18 protein-coding genes and 1 pseudogene are annotated in these 17,510 nt (G+C 69.1%); 7 read left to right on the forward strand and 12 right to left on the reverse strand.

Features of this window, described 5'->3' with window-relative positions:
- From kdpB to kdpF, 3 genes are all read right to left on the reverse strand, one after another.
- On the reverse strand, nt 1-1,580 hold a 1,580-nt coding region (gene kdpB, locus ABIA35_RS37545), incomplete at its 3' end, for a potassium-transporting ATPase subunit KdpB (RefSeq protein ID WP_370361098.1).
- On the reverse strand, nt 1,580-3,265 hold the full coding sequence (kdpA, locus tag ABIA35_RS37550; protein ID WP_370361099.1) for a potassium-transporting ATPase subunit KdpA: 1,686 nt from the start codon (nt 3,263-3,265) through the stop codon (nt 1,580-1,582). The genes kdpB and kdpA, both read right to left, overlap by 1 nt.
- The gene (gene kdpF / locus ABIA35_RS37555) at nt 3,265-3,354 is read right to left on the reverse strand and encodes a K(+)-transporting ATPase subunit F (protein ID WP_194899130.1); all 90 of its coding nucleotides are present in this window, start codon (nt 3,352-3,354) and stop codon (nt 3,265-3,267) included. The genes kdpA and kdpF overlap by 1 nt, the downstream gene beginning before the upstream one ends.
- 258 nt (nt 3,355-3,612) lie before the next feature.
- On the opposite strand from kdpF, the gene ABIA35_RS37560 reads away from it, so the two are divergent.
- Nucleotides 3,613-6,204 carry an ATP-binding protein gene (locus ABIA35_RS37560; RefSeq protein ID WP_370361100.1) on the forward strand — a complete coding sequence of 864 codons (2,592 nt, stop codon included), beginning with the start codon at nt 3,613-3,615 and terminating at the stop codon, nt 6,202-6,204.
- 64 nt (nt 6,205-6,268) lie between these two features.
- On the forward strand, nt 6,269-7,042 hold the full coding sequence (locus ABIA35_RS37565) for a DUF4118 domain-containing protein (RefSeq protein ID WP_370361101.1): 774 nt from the start codon (nt 6,269-6,271) through the stop codon (nt 7,040-7,042).
- A gap of 15 nt (nt 7,043-7,057) precedes the next feature.
- Here the strand turns inward: ABIA35_RS37565 and ABIA35_RS37570 are convergent, their stop codons facing one another.
- Nucleotides 7,058-7,654 carry a hypothetical protein gene (locus tag ABIA35_RS37570; RefSeq protein WP_370361102.1) on the reverse strand — a complete coding sequence of 199 codons (597 nt, stop codon included), beginning with the start codon at nt 7,652-7,654 and terminating at the stop codon, nt 7,058-7,060.
- Nucleotides 7,655-7,758: 104 nt separating this feature from the next.
- Complete coding sequence (locus ABIA35_RS37575; RefSeq protein WP_370361103.1) at nt 7,759-9,099, reverse strand: DUF2254 domain-containing protein; 1,341 nt, start codon at nt 9,097-9,099, stop codon at nt 7,759-7,761.
- 243 nt (nt 9,100-9,342) lie between these two features.
- Between ABIA35_RS37575 and ABIA35_RS37580 the strand changes: the two genes are divergently transcribed.
- Entirely contained in the window at nt 9,343-10,479 is a 1,137-nt protein-coding gene (locus ABIA35_RS37580) for a nitric oxide synthase oxygenase (protein ID WP_370361104.1), read from the forward strand.
- A gap of 32 nt (nt 10,480-10,511) precedes the next feature.
- On the opposite strand, the pseudogene ABIA35_RS37585 reads toward ABIA35_RS37580, so the two are convergent.
- The 6 genes and pseudogenes from ABIA35_RS37585 to ABIA35_RS37610 all read right to left on the reverse strand — a co-directional run.
- Nucleotides 10,512-10,649 (reverse strand): annotated as a pseudogene (locus tag ABIA35_RS37585) (hypothetical protein); the annotation flags it as partial.
- A gap of 34 nt (nt 10,650-10,683) precedes the next feature.
- On the reverse strand, nt 10,684-10,821 hold the full coding sequence (locus ABIA35_RS37590) for a hypothetical protein (protein WP_370361105.1): 138 nt from the start codon (nt 10,819-10,821) through the stop codon (nt 10,684-10,686).
- Nucleotides 10,822-10,884: 63 nt separating this feature from the next.
- Nucleotides 10,885-11,481 (reverse strand): hypothetical protein, encoded by a 597-nt coding sequence (locus ABIA35_RS37595; RefSeq protein WP_370361106.1) that lies wholly within the window; start codon nt 11,479-11,481, stop codon nt 10,885-10,887.
- 27 nt (nt 11,482-11,508) lie between these two features.
- Complete coding sequence (locus tag ABIA35_RS37600) at nt 11,509-11,955, reverse strand: universal stress protein (RefSeq protein ID WP_370361107.1); 447 nt, start codon at nt 11,953-11,955, stop codon at nt 11,509-11,511.
- Between the two features lie 69 nt (nt 11,956-12,024).
- Nucleotides 12,025-13,035 (reverse strand): zinc-dependent alcohol dehydrogenase, encoded by a 1,011-nt coding sequence (locus ABIA35_RS37605; protein ID WP_370361183.1) that lies wholly within the window; start codon nt 13,033-13,035, stop codon nt 12,025-12,027.
- 67 nt (nt 13,036-13,102) lie between these two features.
- On the reverse strand, nt 13,103-13,348 hold the full coding sequence (locus ABIA35_RS37610) for a cold-shock protein (RefSeq protein ID WP_370361184.1): 246 nt from the start codon (nt 13,346-13,348) through the stop codon (nt 13,103-13,105).
- A 644-nt stretch (nt 13,349-13,992) separates the two neighbouring features.
- Here ABIA35_RS37610 and ABIA35_RS37615 point away from each other — a divergent pair.
- The 3 genes from ABIA35_RS37615 (at nt 13,993) to ABIA35_RS37625 (ending at nt 16,157) form a co-directional block, all read left to right on the forward strand.
- A complete protein-coding gene (locus ABIA35_RS37615; RefSeq protein ID WP_370361108.1) occupies nt 13,993-14,187 on the forward strand; it encodes a hypothetical protein in 195 nt (64 codons plus the stop codon).
- Between the two features lie 59 nt (nt 14,188-14,246).
- Complete coding sequence (locus tag ABIA35_RS37620; RefSeq protein ID WP_370361109.1) at nt 14,247-15,119, forward strand: universal stress protein; 873 nt, start codon at nt 14,247-14,249, stop codon at nt 15,117-15,119.
- A 165-nt stretch (nt 15,120-15,284) separates the two neighbouring features.
- Entirely contained in the window at nt 15,285-16,157 is an 873-nt protein-coding gene (locus tag ABIA35_RS37625; protein WP_370361110.1) for a universal stress protein, read from the forward strand.
- 38 nt (nt 16,158-16,195) lie between these two features.
- Here the strand turns inward: ABIA35_RS37625 and ABIA35_RS37630 are convergent, their stop codons facing one another.
- The gene (locus tag ABIA35_RS37630) at nt 16,196-16,369 is read right to left on the reverse strand and encodes a dsRBD fold-containing protein (protein ID WP_370361111.1); all 174 of its coding nucleotides are present in this window, start codon (nt 16,367-16,369) and stop codon (nt 16,196-16,198) included.
- Nucleotides 16,370-16,549: 180 nt separating this feature from the next.
- On the opposite strand from ABIA35_RS37630, the gene ABIA35_RS37635 reads away from it, so the two are divergent.
- Nucleotides 16,550-17,434, forward strand: a complete 885-nt coding sequence (locus ABIA35_RS37635) for a universal stress protein (protein ID WP_370361112.1) — start codon at nt 16,550-16,552, stop codon at nt 17,432-17,434.
- The last annotated feature ends 76 nt before the right edge of the window (nt 17,435-17,510 follow it).

Raw genomic sequence — 17,510 nt, forward strand, 5'->3', positions numbered from 1 at the left:
TTGATCAGCGCCATCTTGTCCTCGGGCGTGGCCTCGGCCAGGAAGTCGTCGACCCCGGCCTCCTCGGCGATGGCCTTGGCGGTCAGCGGGTTGTCACCCGTGATCATGACCGTCTTGATGCCCATCTGCCGCAGCTCGGCGAACCGCTCGCGGATGCCTTCCTTGACGACGTCCTTCAGGTGGATGACGCCCAGGGTTCGAGCAGCACCGTCCGGGGCCTTCTCCGCCACCACCAGCGGCGTGCCACCGGCCGCGGAGATGCCGTCGACGAGCGAGCCGACCTCGTCGGTGGGGTGACCGCCGTTGTCGCGGACCCACTTCATGACCGCCGAACCCGCGCCCTTGCGGACCTCGTGGCCGTCAGCCAGGTTGACCCCGGACATGCGGGTCTGCGCGGTGAAGGGCACGAACTCCGCACCGGCGAGCTCGCCCTCGTGACGCTCCCGCAGGCCATACGCGGTCTTGGCCAGCACCACGATGGAGCGGCCCTCAGGCGTCTCGTCTGCGAGCGACGACAGCTGCGCGGCGTCGGCCAGCACATCCTGTTCGACCCCTGCGACCGGCACGAACTCGCTGGCCTGACGGTTCCCCAGAGTGATCGTGCCGGTCTTGTCCAGCAGCAGGGTGTTGATGTCGCCGGCGGCCTCGACCGCGCGGCCGGACATCGCCAGCACGTTGCGCTGCACCAGCCGGTCCATGCCGGCGATGCCGATCGCCGAGAGCAGCGCGCCGATCGTGGTCGGGATCAGCGCCACCAGCAGCGAGACCATGACCACCAGCGACTGCGGCGCACCGGCCCAGGTGGCCATCGGCTGCAGAGTGACGACCGCCAGCAGGAAGACGATCGTGAGGCTCGCGAGCAGGACGTTCAACGCCATCTCGTTCGGCGTCTTCTGCCGGTTCGCGCCCTCGACCAGGCTGATCATCCGGTCGATGAAGGTCTCCCCCGGCTTGGAGGTGATCTTCACGACGATCCGGTCCGACAGCACCTTGGTCCCGCCGGTCACCGCCGACCGGTCACCGCCGGACTCCCGGATGACCGGGGCCGACTCACCGGTGATCGCCGACTCGTCCACCGAGGCCACACCCTCGACGACGTCACCGTCGCCCGGGATGACCTGCCCGGCCTCGACCACCACGAAGTCGCCGAGCTGCAACTCGGTACCCGGCACCTCGGACTCCGCGCCGGCATTGCCGGGCGACCAAGAAGCGAGCCTGCGGGCGATCGACGTGGTCTTGGCCTTGCGCAATGTGGCGGCCTGGGCCTTGCCGCGGCCTTCGGCAACCGCCTCGGCCAGGTTGGCGAACACCACGGTCAGCCACAGCCACACCGTGATCACCCAGGCGAACACCGACGGATGCGCGATCGCCTGCCAGGTGGTCAGGACCGAGCCGGCCTCGACCACGAACATGACCGGGTTCTTGAACATGACCCGGGGATCGAGCTTCTTCAAAGCGTCCGGAAGCGACTTCCAGAGCATCTTCGGATCCAGGAACCCCCCGCCGATGCGGTGCGACTCAGCGCCCGCCTTCGGCTGCGACGCCTGCTCCGGCGTATCGGAATGAGTGGAGACAGACATCAGTGGAGTCCTTCAGCGAGCGGCCCGAGCGACAGGGCCGGGAAGTAGGTGAGGCCGACGACCAGCAGCACGGTGCCCAGCAGCATCCCCGCGAACAGCGGCGAGGCGGTCTTGAGCGTCCCGGAGGACTCCGGGACCGGCTTCTGCTTGGCCAGCGACCCCGCCAGCGCCAGAACCCAGATCATCGGCAGGAACCGGCCGAACAGCATGGCCAGCGCACCGGCGGTGTTCCACCAATGGGTGTTCCCGGACAGACCCGCGAAGGCCGAACCGTTGTTGTTGGCCATGGACGTGAACGCGTAGAGGACCTCGCTGAAGCCGTGCGGCGTGGGATGGCCGTTCGGACCCAGGTTCCCGCTGTTGATCGACGCCGCCTCGCCCTTGAGCCCGATCGCCAGGCCCGCGAAGATCAGTACCACGGCCGGGGTGGTGAGGATGTACAGCGCCGCGTACTTCATCTCCGCCGGGCGGATCTTCTTGCCCAGGTACTCCGGCGTGCGGCCCACCATCAGACCGGCGATGAACACGGTGACGATGGCCAGGATCAGCATGCCGTACAGGCCCGAGCCGGTACCGCCGGGCGCGATCTCGCCCAACATCATGTTGAACATGGCCGCACCGCCGCCGAACGGCGTGTACGAGTCGTGCCAGGAGTTGATCGCACCTGTGGACGTCAACGTCGTGGACGTCATGAACAACGTCGAGGCCGGGATGCCGAACCTGGCCTCCTTGCCCTCCAACGCCGCATGCCCGGTGGCCAGATTGACACCGTGGTGGTGGGTCTCGAAGAAGGTCGAGAACGCCAGCGACCCGATCCAGATGATCGCCATCACCGACAGGATCGTGTAGCCCTGCTTGTGCGAGCCGACCATCTTGCCGAACGTGCGCGGCAGCGCGAAGCCGATGACCAGCAGCAGGTAGATCTCGATCAGGTTCGTGAACGCCGTGGGGTTCTCGAACGGATGTGCCGAGTTCGCGTTGAAGATGCCGCCGCCGTTCGTACCCAGGAGCTTGATGGCCTCCTGCGAGCCGGTCGCGCCGGTGTACAGGTTCTGGTCGCCGTTGACCGTGTGCACCACGGTCAGGTGGCTGGACAGCTCCTGGGTGGCGCCGCACGCGATCAGGATCACCGCGAACACGATGGAGAACGGCAGCATCAGACGCATGACGATCCGGGTGAGGTCCACCCAGAAGTTGCCCAGCCGGTCGGTCTGGCTCCGCGTGAAGCCGCGGATCAGAGTCGCGACCACCGCGATGCCGACCGAGGCCGACACGAAGTTCTGCACCGCCAGACCGGACATCTGCGCGACGTAGCCCAGCGTGTTCTCGCCCGAGTAGTTCTGCCAGTTGGTATTGGTCACGAACGAGGCAGCCGTGTTGTAGGCCAGGTCGGCCTGCATCTTCGGCATGCCCAGCGCCAGCATCAGGTGGTCCTGGATCCGCAGGATCAGATACAGCAGGAGCACCCCGACCGCGGAGAGGGCCAGGACAGACCGCAGGTACGTGCCCCAGGTCTGGTCCGCCTCCGGGTCGACGCCCATCACCTTGTACAGGACCTTCTCGCCCCGAAGGTGCTTCTTCGAGGTGAGAATGTGCGCCATGTAGTCGCCCAGCGGCCGGTAGGACACGGCCAGCATGAGGACCAGGGCGGCGACTTGGAGCAAGCCGGCCCAGGTGTCCGACATCAGAACTTCTCCGGGAGGATCAGGGCCGCTATCAGGTAGCCGACCAGCAGGACCGACACGATCAGGCCGATGATGTTCTCAGCGCTCAAGACGCTCGACCCCCTTGACGATCAGCGCGAGAAGGGCGAAGAACGCGATCGTGACCCCTACGAAAATCACGTCGGCCATCAGGTGCTCCTTTGTGCGAGGGAAAAGGGCGTGCCTAGTGAATCCCGGAAAGGTTCCCTCTCAACCTGGCGCAAGCACGATGCAAGCGCCCCTGCTCACGTCGCACATGCCGTCCAAACGGCTGACGGAGGTGCATCGTGGGAGGACCGTGACAAGATCGGTTCCGAGACGGAGGCGAGATGAGCGGGCGCGGCAGGCTGCGCGTCTACCTGGGCGCGGCCCCGGGGGTCGGCAAGACCTATCACATGCTCGACGAGGCACGGCGGCGTGCCGGACGCGGCGCGGACGTGGTGGTGGGCCTGGTCGAGACGCATGACCGGCCGAACACCCAGGCCATGCTGGACGACCTGGAGGTGGTCCCCCGCAGAACGATCGAATACCGGGGCGCCACCTTCACCGAGATGGATGTGGACGCCGTGCTGGCGCGGGGGCCGGCGGTGGCGATCGTCGACGAGCTCGCACACACGAACATCCCCGGTTCACGCAACGCCAAGCGCTGGCAGGACGTCGAGGAGCTGCTGGACGCAGGCATCGACGTGATCACCACGGTCAACATCCAGCACCTGGAGTCGCTGAACGACGTGGTCCAGAGGATCACCGGGGTCCCGCAGCGGGAGACGGTGCCGGACGAGGTGGTGCGCGCGGCCGACCAGATCGAACTGGTGGACCAGACCCCTGAAGCGCTGCGGCGCCGGATGGCGCACGGCAACATCTACAAGCCGGAGAAGATCGACGCCGCGCTGTCGAACTACTTCCGTCCCGGCAACCTCGGCGCGCTGCGCGAGCTGGCCCTGCTGTGGGTGGCCGGCCGGGTCGACGAGGCGCTGCAGCGCTACCGCGACCAGCACGGCATCGACAAGGTCTGGGAGACCCGGGAGCGGATCGTGGTCGCGCTGACCGGCGGCCCGGAGGGCTCCACGCTGATCCGCCGAGCGGCCCGCATCGCCCAGAGGTCCGGCGCCCCGGCCTCCGATCTGCTCGCGGTACATGTGGCCCGTTCCGACGGGCTCACGGCGGCCTCGCCGAAGTCGCTGGCCGAACTGCGAGCTCTGGTGGAGTCCCTCGGCGGGACGTTCCACTCGGTGGTCGGCGACGACATCCCCGAGGCGCTGCTGCAGTTCGCGCGCGCCGAGAACGCCACCCAGCTCGTGCTCGGCGTCTCCAGCAGGGGCCGGGTGCAGCGGTTCCTGGCCGGTTTCGGCATCGGCGAGACCGTGGTGCAGCAGTCCGGCGACATCGACGTGCACATGGTCACCCACGAGCGCTCGGCCGCCGAGCAGAGCCGGATGGCCTGGATCAAGCGGGTGCTGCGGCAGCCGGAGACCGGGCCGCGCTGGTGGGGGCCGGTGGCCGGGCTGATCGTGCCCATCGTGCTGACACTGGTGCTGGCGAACCTTCGGACCCAGCTCAACCTGGTCAACGAAGTGCTGATCTTCCTGGCCGGGGTGGTCGCGGTGGCGCGCCTGGGCGGCCTGCTGTCGGCGTTCTTCGCCTCCCTGACCGCCTCGCTGCTGCTGAACTACTACTTCATCCGGCCCTACTACCGGCTCACCATCAACGACCCGCAGAACATCGTCGCGCTGGTGGTGTTCGCGCTGGTGGCGCTGATCGTGGCCTCGGTCGTGGACTTCGCCGCGCGGCAGGAACGACGCGCCGGGACCGCCTCGGCCGAGGCCGAGACGCTGTCCGAGCTCGCGGTGGCGGTCCTGCGCGGGGACGAGGCGATCAACGCGATGCTGAGCCGCTTCCGGGAGACGTTCGGCATGGACTCGGCGGCACTGCTGGAGCGCGTCGACCCCTCGTTTCCGCTGCGCCCCGACGAACAGGACGATCCGGACGCCTGGCGCCTGGTCGCGGCGACCTCGGCGACCGGCGCCATGCCGGCCCGCACTCCGGGCGAGGCCGACGTGCTGGTCAGTGCGGGATCGGACACCGTGCTCGCGCTGACCGGCCGCCCGCTGCCGGCGGCCGACCAGCGGGTCCTGACCGCGTTCGCGGCGCAGACCGCCGTCGCGCTGGAACGCTCGCGGCTGGCCGCCCAAGCCGCGCAGGCCGTGCCGCTGGCCGAAGCCGACAAGATGCGCACGGCGCTGCTCGCCGCGGTCTCGCACGACCTGCGCACCCCGCTGGCCGCCGCGAAACTGGCGGTCGCGTCCCTGAAGAACACCTCGGTCGACTGGACGCCCGAGGACCGGGCGGAACTGCTCGACAGCGCCGACGAATCGCTGACCCAGCTCACTCGCCTGGTGGAGAACCTGCTGGACATGAGCCGGCTGCAGGCCGGCGCGCTGAACCTGCACACGGAGGCAGTGAACGCCGAAGACATCACCGAGGCGGCCATGGACGGTCTGGAGGCCGCCGATCGGCTCCGGGTCGAGGCGCGGGGCCTGGACAGCGTGCCCGACGTCCGAGCAGATCCGGTGCTGCTGGAGCGCGCCGTGGCGAACCTCATCGCCAACGCCCTGAAGCACGGCGGCGCCGACGGCCGGGTGCTGGTGACGGCCAGCGCGCTCGGCGATTCGGTCGAACTGCGGGTCATCGATCGCGGCCCGGGTGTCGCCCCGCAGGATTTCGAGCGGATCTTCACGCCCTTCCAGCGGCTCGGGGACCGCGACAACACGACAGGAGTCGGCCTCGGCCTGGCGTTGTCGCGAGGGCTGGTCGAGGCGATGTCCGGCTCGCTGACTCCCGAGGAGACGCCAGGCGGCGGCCTGACGATGGTGATCACGCTGCCTCGGTGGACAGAGTCCGCGCCGCCCCCGGGACCGTAGCCGTCCCCGAAACGCACACGCGATCCAAACAGCCGCCGAGCACGGAGCGCGGTACACAGGAGATATGAGGTACTTCGGTCGTATGCACCGCGACCGGTGGGCGATGCTGGCCGCCGTCGTGCTGCCGCTCGCGATGGCCACGGTACTGCTGCCGTGGCGGTCGTCCCTGGCCAACACCGACGTCGCGCTGCTCCTGGTCGTCACCATCGTCGCGGTCGCCGCGAACGGCTACCGTGCAGCGGGAGCACTGGCAGCTGTCTCGGCCGCCGTCTGGTTCGACTTCTTCTGGACGAAGCCGTACGAACGGTTCACCATCACCCGCGGCACCGACATAGCGACGTCGGTTCTGCTGCTGGCTGTCGGTATCGCGGTCAGCGAGCTGGCGGTACGCGGCCGGCGCGCCCGGCGCACGGTCGTGTTCGACACCGCCTACCTCAGCGAGTTGCGCTCGACGGTCCGGCTCGTCGCCGAGGGCCGCGATCCCCATGAGGTCACCCGGCACGTGCGGGCCGAACTTGTGACCTTGCTGGGGCTGCGGGACATCCGCTTCGAGCGCGGACAGCTTCTGGGCCACCCGCCGCGGCTCGAAGCCGACGGCACACTGGCCTGGGGCGACGCTCGCTGGGACATCGACGAGCACGGCTTCCCGGACCAGGACATCGAGCTTCGGGCCGGCTCGCGGGGCGCGGTCTTCGGCAGGTTCATGATGACCCCGGTCCCGGGAACCGCTCCGTCGCTGCAAGCGCGTCAGGTCGCTGCGATGCTCGCAGCACAGGTCGGAATCTCGTTCGCGCAGCAGGAACCCTCGCTGAGAAGCAGGCCGGCAGCCCACGCGTAGCAGGGGAGTCGGCAATCAGCGCACGAGCCGCATGCGGGCAACCGCCTCGGACGCGGCCGTCACCGCCCGGACGAGCTCAGCCGGCGAGGACCAGCCGTCGCGGCGCCACATCAGCAGCAGCCGGCCCTCGACTCTGAGGCTGGGCGGTTCCGAGACGGACCTCAGGGCGGCGACGGCATCCGCCCTGGGCAGGTCGTCTGCGCCGTCGTGCGGCGGGGTGTCGATGGCCCACGTGCTCTCGAAGACGGGCTCGGACCGGATCTCGATCCGCTCCGGCATCCCCGGCCCGGGCAGCGTTACAGCCACGACACCGTACAGGTGCGACGAACCGTTGTAGCGGCAGATGTAGGTCGCCGAGGTGACCGGGAGACCGCCGACCCCGCCGGTGACGACGTCTTCGAAGCGCTGTTCCGAGCCGTAGTGGAACGGCGGCGCGTTCGTACCGCGCAGGACATGGTCCACCTCCGGCGCCGCCACGAAGCCGAATACCTCGCACAGACCGGCCGCCACGATGCTCGCGCGGCGTCGCACGCGACGGGGACCGACCCGCGGGCTCGCCACGATCAGGGTGGCCAAGCACAGGAACCCGACGACGGGGACGACGACCTCCATGATGCCTCCAGAAATGTCCGATTGACCCGGACGTTAACCCCGGCGCAAGTCCCTGACAAATATTGCCAGCAGGGCATATGCGGACAATGAGTCGGCAGTGAGGATCACCGGTCCCGATCGACCCGCGAGGCGTGAAGCCCGGCGATCACGTCGTACCGGCGCAGCACGTCCTCGCGGTCGGCCTTCTCCCCCACCGTCTCCACGCACAGGGTTCTGATCATCTCGGCCTGCTCCATCAGCACCCCGCGCTGCTCGCGCAGCGGCGCCTGCTCCAGGATCTCGGTGAGCGCGTCGAGCTGGCGGATCATCACCGCCGGCATCCCGGCGGCGGCCTGCCGGATCTTCTCGAACGAGCGCTGTACGAGCCGGTCGAACGTGGTCTGGGTGGTGATCACCCGGATGTAGCCCTGGGCGTCCCGGTGCACCTGCTCCGGGCGCCACAGCAAGGCGATCTCCCGCAGACTGTCACCGATCCAGTCGATACAGGTCAAGGCGGTGAAGGTGTCGTTGACCGCCGGCGACAGAGCCCGGATCGCGATCTCGACGAGCTGGTCGATGCCGAAGCTGATGTCCTGCGACAGGCTGCGGTAGGCACCCGACAGGTGCGCGTGCTGAAGGGCTTTGGCGACGCCCGGCGCGGCCTCCGGCGGCCAGACCACGGCCAGGGTGCGGCCCTTGACCAGGAAGTGTCCGGGGCGGTGCAGCAGGTGGATCACCGAGTTGGTGGACGTCGCGATGCGGATCAGCGTCGAGTGGCGCACGTATTGCAGATAGCCGGATGCCGAGGCCTTCACCTCGCCGGGCTCCTGTGCCATGCGAGAGAGCAGCTCCGCCTCGGACAGGCCGCGCTCGGGACGGCCGGAGCGCGGCGGCGGGGCCTCGGCCTCGATCGCCTTGGCGACGTCGCCGGCGATGGAGGCGATCACTTGCGGAAGCTGGATCTGCACCGCGATGTGATGGATGAAGTACAGCAGCACGGCCAGATCGACGATCACCAGGATCAGGGTGCTGGTGATGGACACGTGCGGGACGAAGTCGCCGTGCGGGCCCGGGCCGATGGCGATCAGCGCGAGCACCGCGTAGACGAACGTCGCGACGAATGTGCCCAGCGTCCACTGCGTCCCGCGGTCGCGCATGAAGTTGCGCAGCATCCGCGGACCGAACTGGGTCGAGGCCAGGGTCAGCGCCACGATCATCACCGAGAACACCACGCCGATCACGGTGATCACGGCCGCGGCGATGGTGGTCAGGATCTGCCGGGAGGCGTCGGCGGTCCCGCTGATCACCCAGAACGGCAGCCTGATCGCGCCCCGGTAGACCGCGCGGTCCACGGCATAGGTGAGGACGAACAGCAGCACCGCGCCGGCCACCTCGAAGGCGGGCACCAGCCACAGGTTGGTGCGCAGCGCCTCACGGCGCCACTCGGAACGAAGGTCGAATCGCATGGCGGGGATCCAGACGGGAAGGGTACGCGGACGAAAGCGCCGACCAGACTTCCCGGCTCACCAGCCTGAATTCTATGGCCGCGAGATCCCTTACGGCGCTCACGACCGGAACCGGAGCCCCCACACATATCTCACATCATCCGCATGCCGGGCATACTGCGCGTCCCGATCGCGGTGGCTAGGTTGTTGCCACGGAGTTAATCAAAACTCTTATTCGCTGTTCGACAGGAGAGGCGGATCCAGGTGAGCGGTGAGGCGGCGATCGATCGGAAGCCGGACGAGCTCGCGCTCGGCCGCGATCTCGGCGAGGCCATCGAGTTCCAGCGTCTGTTGCGGGCTGAAAACCTCGGCGGCACACCGGAGCGGGCCAGCGAGATCGCCGAGCAGATGCGCGAGACGGGCACCTACGTCCACAGCTCCGAAGAGCTGCGGTGGGGCGCACGCATCGCGTGGCGCAACACACCTCGCTGTATCGGCAAGTTCTACTGGAAAGCCCTCACGGTGCGCGACATGCGGCATCTGACCACCGCGCAGGAGATCTTCGACGCCCTGGTCGAGCACCTGCGCCTGGCCTACGACGACGGCCGTGTCAGGCTGCTGATGACCGTCTTCGCCGCCCGCCAGTCCGGTCGGGACGGCATCCGCATCCTCAATCCGCAACTGGTCCGCTACGCCGGCTACCGGGGCGCGGACGGAGAGATCACCGGCGACCCGAAGTCCGCCGGCTTCACCGCCTTCGCCCAGCACCTGGGCTGGACCGGCGCCGGCGGCCGGTTCGACGTGCTCCCGCTGGTCATCCAGATGCCGGGGCAGGCACCGGAGGTGTTCGAGCTGCCCGAGGACGTCGCCCACGAGGTCCCGATCGCCCACCCGCACCTGCCGTGGTTCGCCGACCTGGGCCTGCGCTGGCACGCCTTCCCCAGCATCAGCGACCAGTGTCTGCGCATCGGCGGCCTGGACTACACCGCCGCCCCGTTCAGCGCCTGGTACACCGCCGCCGAGATCGGCGCCCGCAACCTGTCCGACCCCGACCGCTACGACATGCTCAGGACGGTGGCCGAGAACATGGGCCTGGACGTGGGCAACGACCGCAGCCTGTGGAAGGACCGGGCCCTGGTCGAGCTCACGGCCGCGGTCGTGCACTCCTACGAGCAGGCCGGGGTCTCCGTCATCGACCACCACTTCGCCACCCGCCAGTTCGTCCGGCACGAGGACCGCGAGCGGGCCGCCGGCCGGGAGACCGCGGCCTGCTGGGACCTGATAGTCCCGCCGATCAGCGGCTCGGCGACCCCGGTGTGGCAGCGCCGCTACCAGCCGACGATCGTACGTCCAAACTTCTTCGCCCAGCCCGGGCCGTGCTACGGACCGCGCGAGGGCTGAGGCCTGCCGCTCATCAGTGCATCTGTCACCCGTCAGTGCATCCCGTCGGCCAGCGGCCCCGGCGACAGCGCCGGCAGGAAGTTGAGCCCGGAGGCCCGCAGCGTCCCGGTGGTCACCGCGACCGGCTTCTGCTCGGCCAATCGCCCGGCCAGCGCCAGCACGAAGACCATCGCTGACCGGGGTCGGCGACGGCGCTCTGCGCTGTCAGCGTCGGCGGCGCGCTATGAGCAGGGCCACAGTGAGCCCGGCAGCCAGGCCGAACAAGACCACCACGCCCGTCGCCGGAGCGCTGCGGCCGTAGTGCGGCAGGACGGAGGCGGCCACGAAGGCTGCGGCGGGCATGTGTCCCTCCCGGGAGTCAGGCGGGGTTGGCGCAGCGCACAATGTGATGCCCTCAGCAGGGTGTCAGTTCCCGCAGACAGATTTCACAGTGGCCGAATCCGTTGCGATCTTCGCCTCGATGGCGGTGACGGCCGCTGCCGCGGCCTTGTCACCGGCATCGGCATCGGCCTGGCGGATGGTCGAGATGAGTGAGGTGTAGTCGCCGGCGAACGCGGTCATGGCGGCCCGGGCCTTCGGATCGGTCGCCTTGGCCGCTTCCTGGGTGAGGCTCTGGGCCAGTGCCTGGCCGTTCTTGAGCACGGTGCCCTGGTCCGTGGCGCCGTTGTTCGCGTCGACCGCGGTCGCGATCAGCGAGGCGAAGCCGGAACAGGATGCGGCGCCGGGCGACGCGGCGGGCGTTGATGAGCACGCGGACGCACCAAGGCCCGCCGCCGCCAGGACGAGGGCGAGCGCCGCGGCGCGAACGGTTCTCTTGCGGTGGTCCACCCGTCTGCTCTCCTGAGAGGTACCGGTGATCTTCACCGGATTCACCAGGGTAGAGCGCGGCGTGTTTACAGGGCGCGTGAAGGCACGCCCAAGGCGTTTGCGTCGTGTTTGGCGAGCTGTCTCACTGCGATGGGCACCGGCCGCGCACAGGCTCACACCGGCGTCGGCTTCCAAACCAGAATGACTCCTCGGTAAAACAGTTCAGTGATTCCGATGACGAATAATCACCACAGGGCATGCGGCGTGTTGCGCGCAGTGCAGGCTCACCGAGCCCAGGACCATGTCGGCGAAGGCACCCCGCCCTCGACTGCCGACCACCAGCAGATCAGCACCGCGGCTGACATCGACCAGGACTTCTGCGGCGTTGCCCCGCTCCACCCGAGCGACCAGAGGTACGTCGGCGTCGCCGTCGAAGACCCGGTGGATCATCGCGTCCAGGTCTTTGCGCGATTCCGTCTCGAGATCCACGCCGGTGAAGCCCGGGGCCCAGGCCCACCCGTAGGCGGAGGGGAAGTCCCAGACGTAGACCGCGTGCAGGCCGGCGCCGGTGAGCCGGGCCTGTTCGGCGGCCCAGCGCAGGGCGTCCGCGCTGGAGTCGGAGCCGTCGACGCCGGCCACGATGAAGGAAGTGCTGGTCGTCTCGGTCAAGGCCGGGCTTCCTCTCACTGCTGTCTTCCACGGTCTGACGCCGTGGCGGTCGTGCCTGGCCGGCGGTTCTCAGAAGGTGAAGACCAGCCGGGCGGGAACCTCGCCTGCCAGCACCTCGTCAATGCACCTGTTCACCTTGTGCAGGTCGCGTTCCTCGGCGATGACCCTGGTCCGGCCGGCCGCGTGCAGCGCGAACACGTCGGCGAGGTCCTGGCGGGTGCCGACGATCGAACCGATGACGGACTTGCCGCCGAGCACCAGGTCGAAGATCGAGATCGTCATCGCGTCGTCGGCGGGCAGCGCGACACAGACCAGGCGCCCGCCACGGAGCAGCGAGGAGAAGGCCTGTTCGAAGACTCGCGGCGAGGCGGCCAGCACGATCGCGACATCCGCCCCGCCCAGGCGGCCGACCGCCTCGACCGGATCGGTGGTCCGCGCGTTCACCACGTGATCGGCACCCAACTCGCGCGCCAGGTCCAGCTTGGCGTCCTCGACGTCGACGGCGATCACCCGGGCGCCGAACGTGCGCGCGTACTGCAGCGCGAGGTGTCCCAGACCGCCGATGCCGAAGACCGCCGCGGTCTGTCCAGGCTGGAGCCGGGAGACCTTCACCGCCTTGAAGGACGTGACGCCGGCGCAGGTCAGGGGCGCCGCGTCGAACGAGGACACGCCGTCCGGAACGGCCACGACATGACTGTCCGCGGCCACCGCGTACTCCGCCCAGGCGCCGTCCACCGAGTAGCCGTTGTTCTGCTGCGCCTCGCACAAGTTCTCCCAGCCGCTCACACAGTACCGGCAGTGGCCACAGGCCGACCCGAGCCAGGCCATGGCGACCCGGTCGCCGACCTGGTGCAGGCAGGCACCCGGACCGGTGCGCTCGACGATGCCCACGCCCTCGTGGCCGGGGATGAACGGCGGTTTCGGCTTGACGGGCCAGTCCCCGCGAGCGGCGTGGATGTCGGTGTGGCACAGCCCCGACGCCAGCATCCTGATGAGAACCTGGCCCGGTCCCGGCTCGGGAACCGGCAGCTCGCTGATCACCAATCTGTCGCCCAGCTTGGGGACGACCGCGGCACGCATCATCGTCGTGATCCTTCCTCGCTGCCGGTACCGTGCCCATGGCGCGTCGTGTGCGGCCGGCTTGGTCCTACCGCATCCGGCGCCCGGGACCGCCGGCCCGGGATCCCTGACCGATTTCGCGGACGTTCTCCGCCTGCGGGCCCCGGTTGCCTTGCCCGATGTCGAATTCGACCAACTGGTTCTCCGTCAGGTTCCGGACACCATGGCCTTCGATCGCGGAGAAGTGGACGAAGACGTCCGGCCCGCCCCTCTCCGGAGTGATGAAGCCGAAGCCCTTTTCGCTGTTGAACCACTTCACAACGCCTTGCACGATTTGGCACTCTCTCGTCCGGAACGGTCCGTCTCTGGCGTCTGGGGTGGTACACCTGCGCGGCGGGGGGCGAAACCTTGGGCGGGGCCGGCCACGCGCACACAAGCGTGGACCACCGCTGCGGATTCACCTGATCGGCCCCCAGGCACCGGCGGTGCAGTGCGACGGCACATGATGGGGAACTACGGGATGGCAGCAGATACCGCATCGTCAAGAACTTCGTGGATCCTGAGCGGATGGAATCGCGGCTGCGTGGAATCGTCTGGGAATGGCGGATCCGGCGAGACGAAAGTGACTCCAGACTGGCCACGCGACACATGCGGGAACCTGCAAGGTGGGCTCCGTGTCGGCATTGCCCGACACGTAGTGGAGGTCGCTGTCCGGCCGCAACAGCCTTTCAGCCTCTCAGCCTGGCCGACAGCGCCACCTCGAAGATGAAAATTCCGAGACCGGCTTCGCCGACAGGCTCCCTCGCTCGCCCTGCAGGTTCACTTTCACAATAGCCCCGTTTCGCGCCGCCGACAGGGTCCAAAGACCCTATTTCCGGCTTTGGTCAAGGGAGATGAGGACGAGCCCGCCGCGGTGGACGGTGGCGCGTTCGGCGTACCGGGTGACCAGGCCGCGCCATTGTTTGACCGGTTGAAGCAGTGCTCGACGACGTCGCGTTGCCGGTAGAGCACCGGGTCGAAGTCCGGTGGTCGCCCGCCGACGCCGCCTTTGACGGCTTGGCGGGCGACCTGGTCGATACGTTCGTCCAACAGTGGAAAAAGCTGCGGATCGTCGGCGGCTTGTCCGGTGTCAGCACCACGGCCGGCAGCCGGCCGGGACCTTCGACCCTGTGACGATCGCTTCGGACAGCCGAAGCTGGAAACGGATATTCCAGGTCGAGAGGGAGGACACCATGATTTCTCCCGTCGTCGTCGGTATCGACGAACTGGAGCAGAGCCACGAGGCGCTGGAGTTGGCAGCACGCGAGGCGGGACTGCGGTCTGCGCCCCTGTGGATCGCGCATGTCTATCATCGGCTTCCTCCGGCCGCGGCGGCCACGCCCGGGGGCGAGGTTCCAGAGCAGACTGTGCTCGACGCGGCCGTCGAGCCGCTGGCAGGTGCCTTGAAGCAGGTACGTGCCGCGTACCCGGGGATGCAGATCAGGACCTATGCGTCGAACGGCCCGCCCGCACCGAAGCTCGCGTCCCTGGCCCGTGACGCGACGCTGCTGGTACTCGGCAACCGGGGCCGCGGTGGTTTCGCCGGAATGCTGCTCGGCTCGGTCGCACTGCGCACCGTGACACGCGCCTCCTGCCCGGTGGCCATCGCGCGCGGGACCCCACGCGAGGTGAACCGGGTGCTGGTCGGCATCGACGTCGACGACGACACCGGGGGCCGGGTCCCGCTCGGCTTCGCCTTCGACGAGGCGGCCATGCGCGCCGCGGACCTCGTCGTTCTCCATGCCTGGGCGGACCAGGGCGCCTTCTACCCCGACCCCTACGGCGACTACACGCGTGACCACCTCGCGGCGCTCGTCCGCGACCGCAGTGGGCGCGTGGACACCGTGCTGGAGCCGTTGCGGCGCGAGCACCCCGATGTCGCCGTCGAGGTCGTGGTCGAGGGCGGCTCGGCGGCCCGGAGCCTGGTCGAGGCCAGCGGGCACGCCGACCTGCTGATCATCGGCGCCCGCCGGCACTGGGACGGCAAAGGCGTGCGGCTGGGCGCGCCGACCTTTGCGATCCTGCACCACGCGCAGTGTCCGGTCCTCATCGTCCCAGAGCGGTGATCACGAGCGCCGACAGCAGGCTCCGCGACGCGCGCACCCGCGAACGAAGTCGCACCAGGGCCAACGGCCTTGCCCGCACCGGGACGTCCAGCCCTGGTCCGCAGGCCCAATGCGGCGCGACTGTGAAAGAGATGTCAAAGGCAGTACTCCACCCTGGAGGTTCCCATGACAGCGACCGTAGCCGTCGGATTCGACCGCACCCCCTCGGGCGAGTACGCGCTGCACGTCGCCGCGCGCGAAGCACACGACCGTGGCGGATCCCTGGTCGTCACCACCGCGTACCACTGGCTGACGCCGCCGGGACCCGGGTCCCAGTCCTTCGCCGACACCGAGGCGGCCACGCGCAAGGCCGCCGAGGAGATCGCCGAGTACGGCGCCGGCCGAATCCGCAGGCTGTATCCCGACCTGCCCGTCGAACCACACGCCGTGCCCGGCTACGCGGGCAAGGTGCTCGCCGAGGCCGGCCACACCGCCGACCTGCTGGTGGTGGGCAACCGAGGCGCGGGCGGCTTCCAAGGCCTGCAACTGGGCTCCACCTCCCTGCGGACCCTGGCCGGTTCCTGCTGCCCGGTGATCGTGGTCCGTGGCAACGCCGTCGACGTCCACCAACGCATCGTCGCCGCCGTCGACATCGACGAGAACTGCGACACCGTCCTGGACTTCGCCTTCGACGAGGCGACTCGCCGCAAGGCCGGGCTGACCGTGACACACATCTGGGACGAGCCCTGGCTCGTCCCCTACGAACAGCAGGACCCGGGCATCGCCGAAGACATCACCCGCATCGAGCTCGAACGCGAAGACCGGCTCGCCACCCTGGTGGACTCCGCCGAAGCGCGCCACCCCGCCATCCGCCCCTTCCACCAGATCGGCACCGGCTCGACAGCAGGCCTGCTGGTCGACGCCTCCCAACACGCGGACCTGCTCGTCACCGGAGCGCACCGGAACGCGGAAGGACAGCACGGCATGCTCCTCGGGCCCGTGACGCAGGCGCTGCTGCACCACGCGCACTGCCCGATCGCCGTGGTGCCCCTGAACTGACGACCCCCCGGTCGCTTCGAGGACGGGTCAGAAGGAACCTACGACCCGCAGACGGCCCCCCATCGCGGTCTGATCCCGGAAGCGGCCTGATGCCCTTCCAGCTCCTCGATGTCGCTCTCCCCGGTATCAAGCAGCCGGTTGCCCAGAGCGACCAGCGCGCGGCCGGCGGCAACCTCGTCAGCGATCTCCGGGATGTCGCAGTCCAGGGGCACAGCGTGCTTCGCCGACGGCCTCCAGCGTCCCGTCGTCGGCCTTCAGCGGGGTCCGAGTCCAGCGCAGGGCTTCACAGGAGGGCCTTTCGGCCCGAAACGACCGGGACCTCAGGTCCTTACCCGGACCCGGTCGCGGCTGGAGGGTGAAGTCAGGATTCCCCGGCACGAAAGGCCGAGAACATGAGACCCGCCGTCGTCGTCGGCATCGACGACATCGAACACAGCGCCGGCGCCATCACGGCGGCGGCGCACGAGGCCGAACTCCACGGCGCGCCACTATGGCTCGCCCACGCCTACCATTGGCTGCCGCCGGCGACCGTCGGTGTCACGCCCGGCAACGACAGCCCCGAGGGCGCGGTGCGCGACGCCGCCACCGACCTGCTGGCCCGGGCCGCCGCCGAGGTCCACGCCGCACACCCGGACCTGGAGGTCCACACCTACGCCATGAGCGGGCAGCCCGGGCCGTGCCTGGCCGAGCTGGCCAAGGACGCCGCCATGGTGGTGGTCGGCGGCCGGGGGCGCGGCGGCTTCGCCGGGATGCTTCTGGGCTCAGCCGCCCTCAGCACGGTGGTCCACGCGAACTGCCCAGTGCTGGTCGTACGCGGCCAGCAGAACGTCGACTTCGCCGCCGCGCAACGCGTCCTGGTCGGCGTCGACGTCCTGGCCCCCACCACCGGCGGAAACGTGCTCGGCTTCGCGTTCGAGGAAGCTGCGCTGCGCGGCTACGGCTTGGTCGCGCTCAACGCCCGGCAGGATCCCAGCTACCAGTACCCGATCACCCTCGGCAGTTTCGCGCGCTCGCAGTTCACCGAGCTGCCCGGCGAGCACCGTCTGCGCCTGGAATCCCTGGTGGCCCCGTGGCGGGAAAAGCACCCGGACACCTACGTCCAGACACAGGTGCTGACCGGCGTGCCCAGCCGGGTGCTGGTGGACTCCAGCCGCCTGGCCGACCTGCTGGTTCTGGGCGCGCAACGGTACTCCGACGGGGACGGAGTCCGGCTCGGCGGCCTGGCGCACGCCGTGCTGCACCACGCGCACTGCACTGTCGCGATCGTGCCCGAGTGATCTTCAGGTCCACGGGCCGAAAGCCCCGTTCCTGCCGGGCCTTGCGCCGCTGCCGGGGCGGGCCGGGCCGATCGAC

The organism is Catenulispora sp. MAP12-49 (genome assembly GCF_041262705.1).
GTDB lineage: Bacteria > Actinomycetota > Actinomycetes > Streptomycetales > Catenulisporaceae > Catenulispora.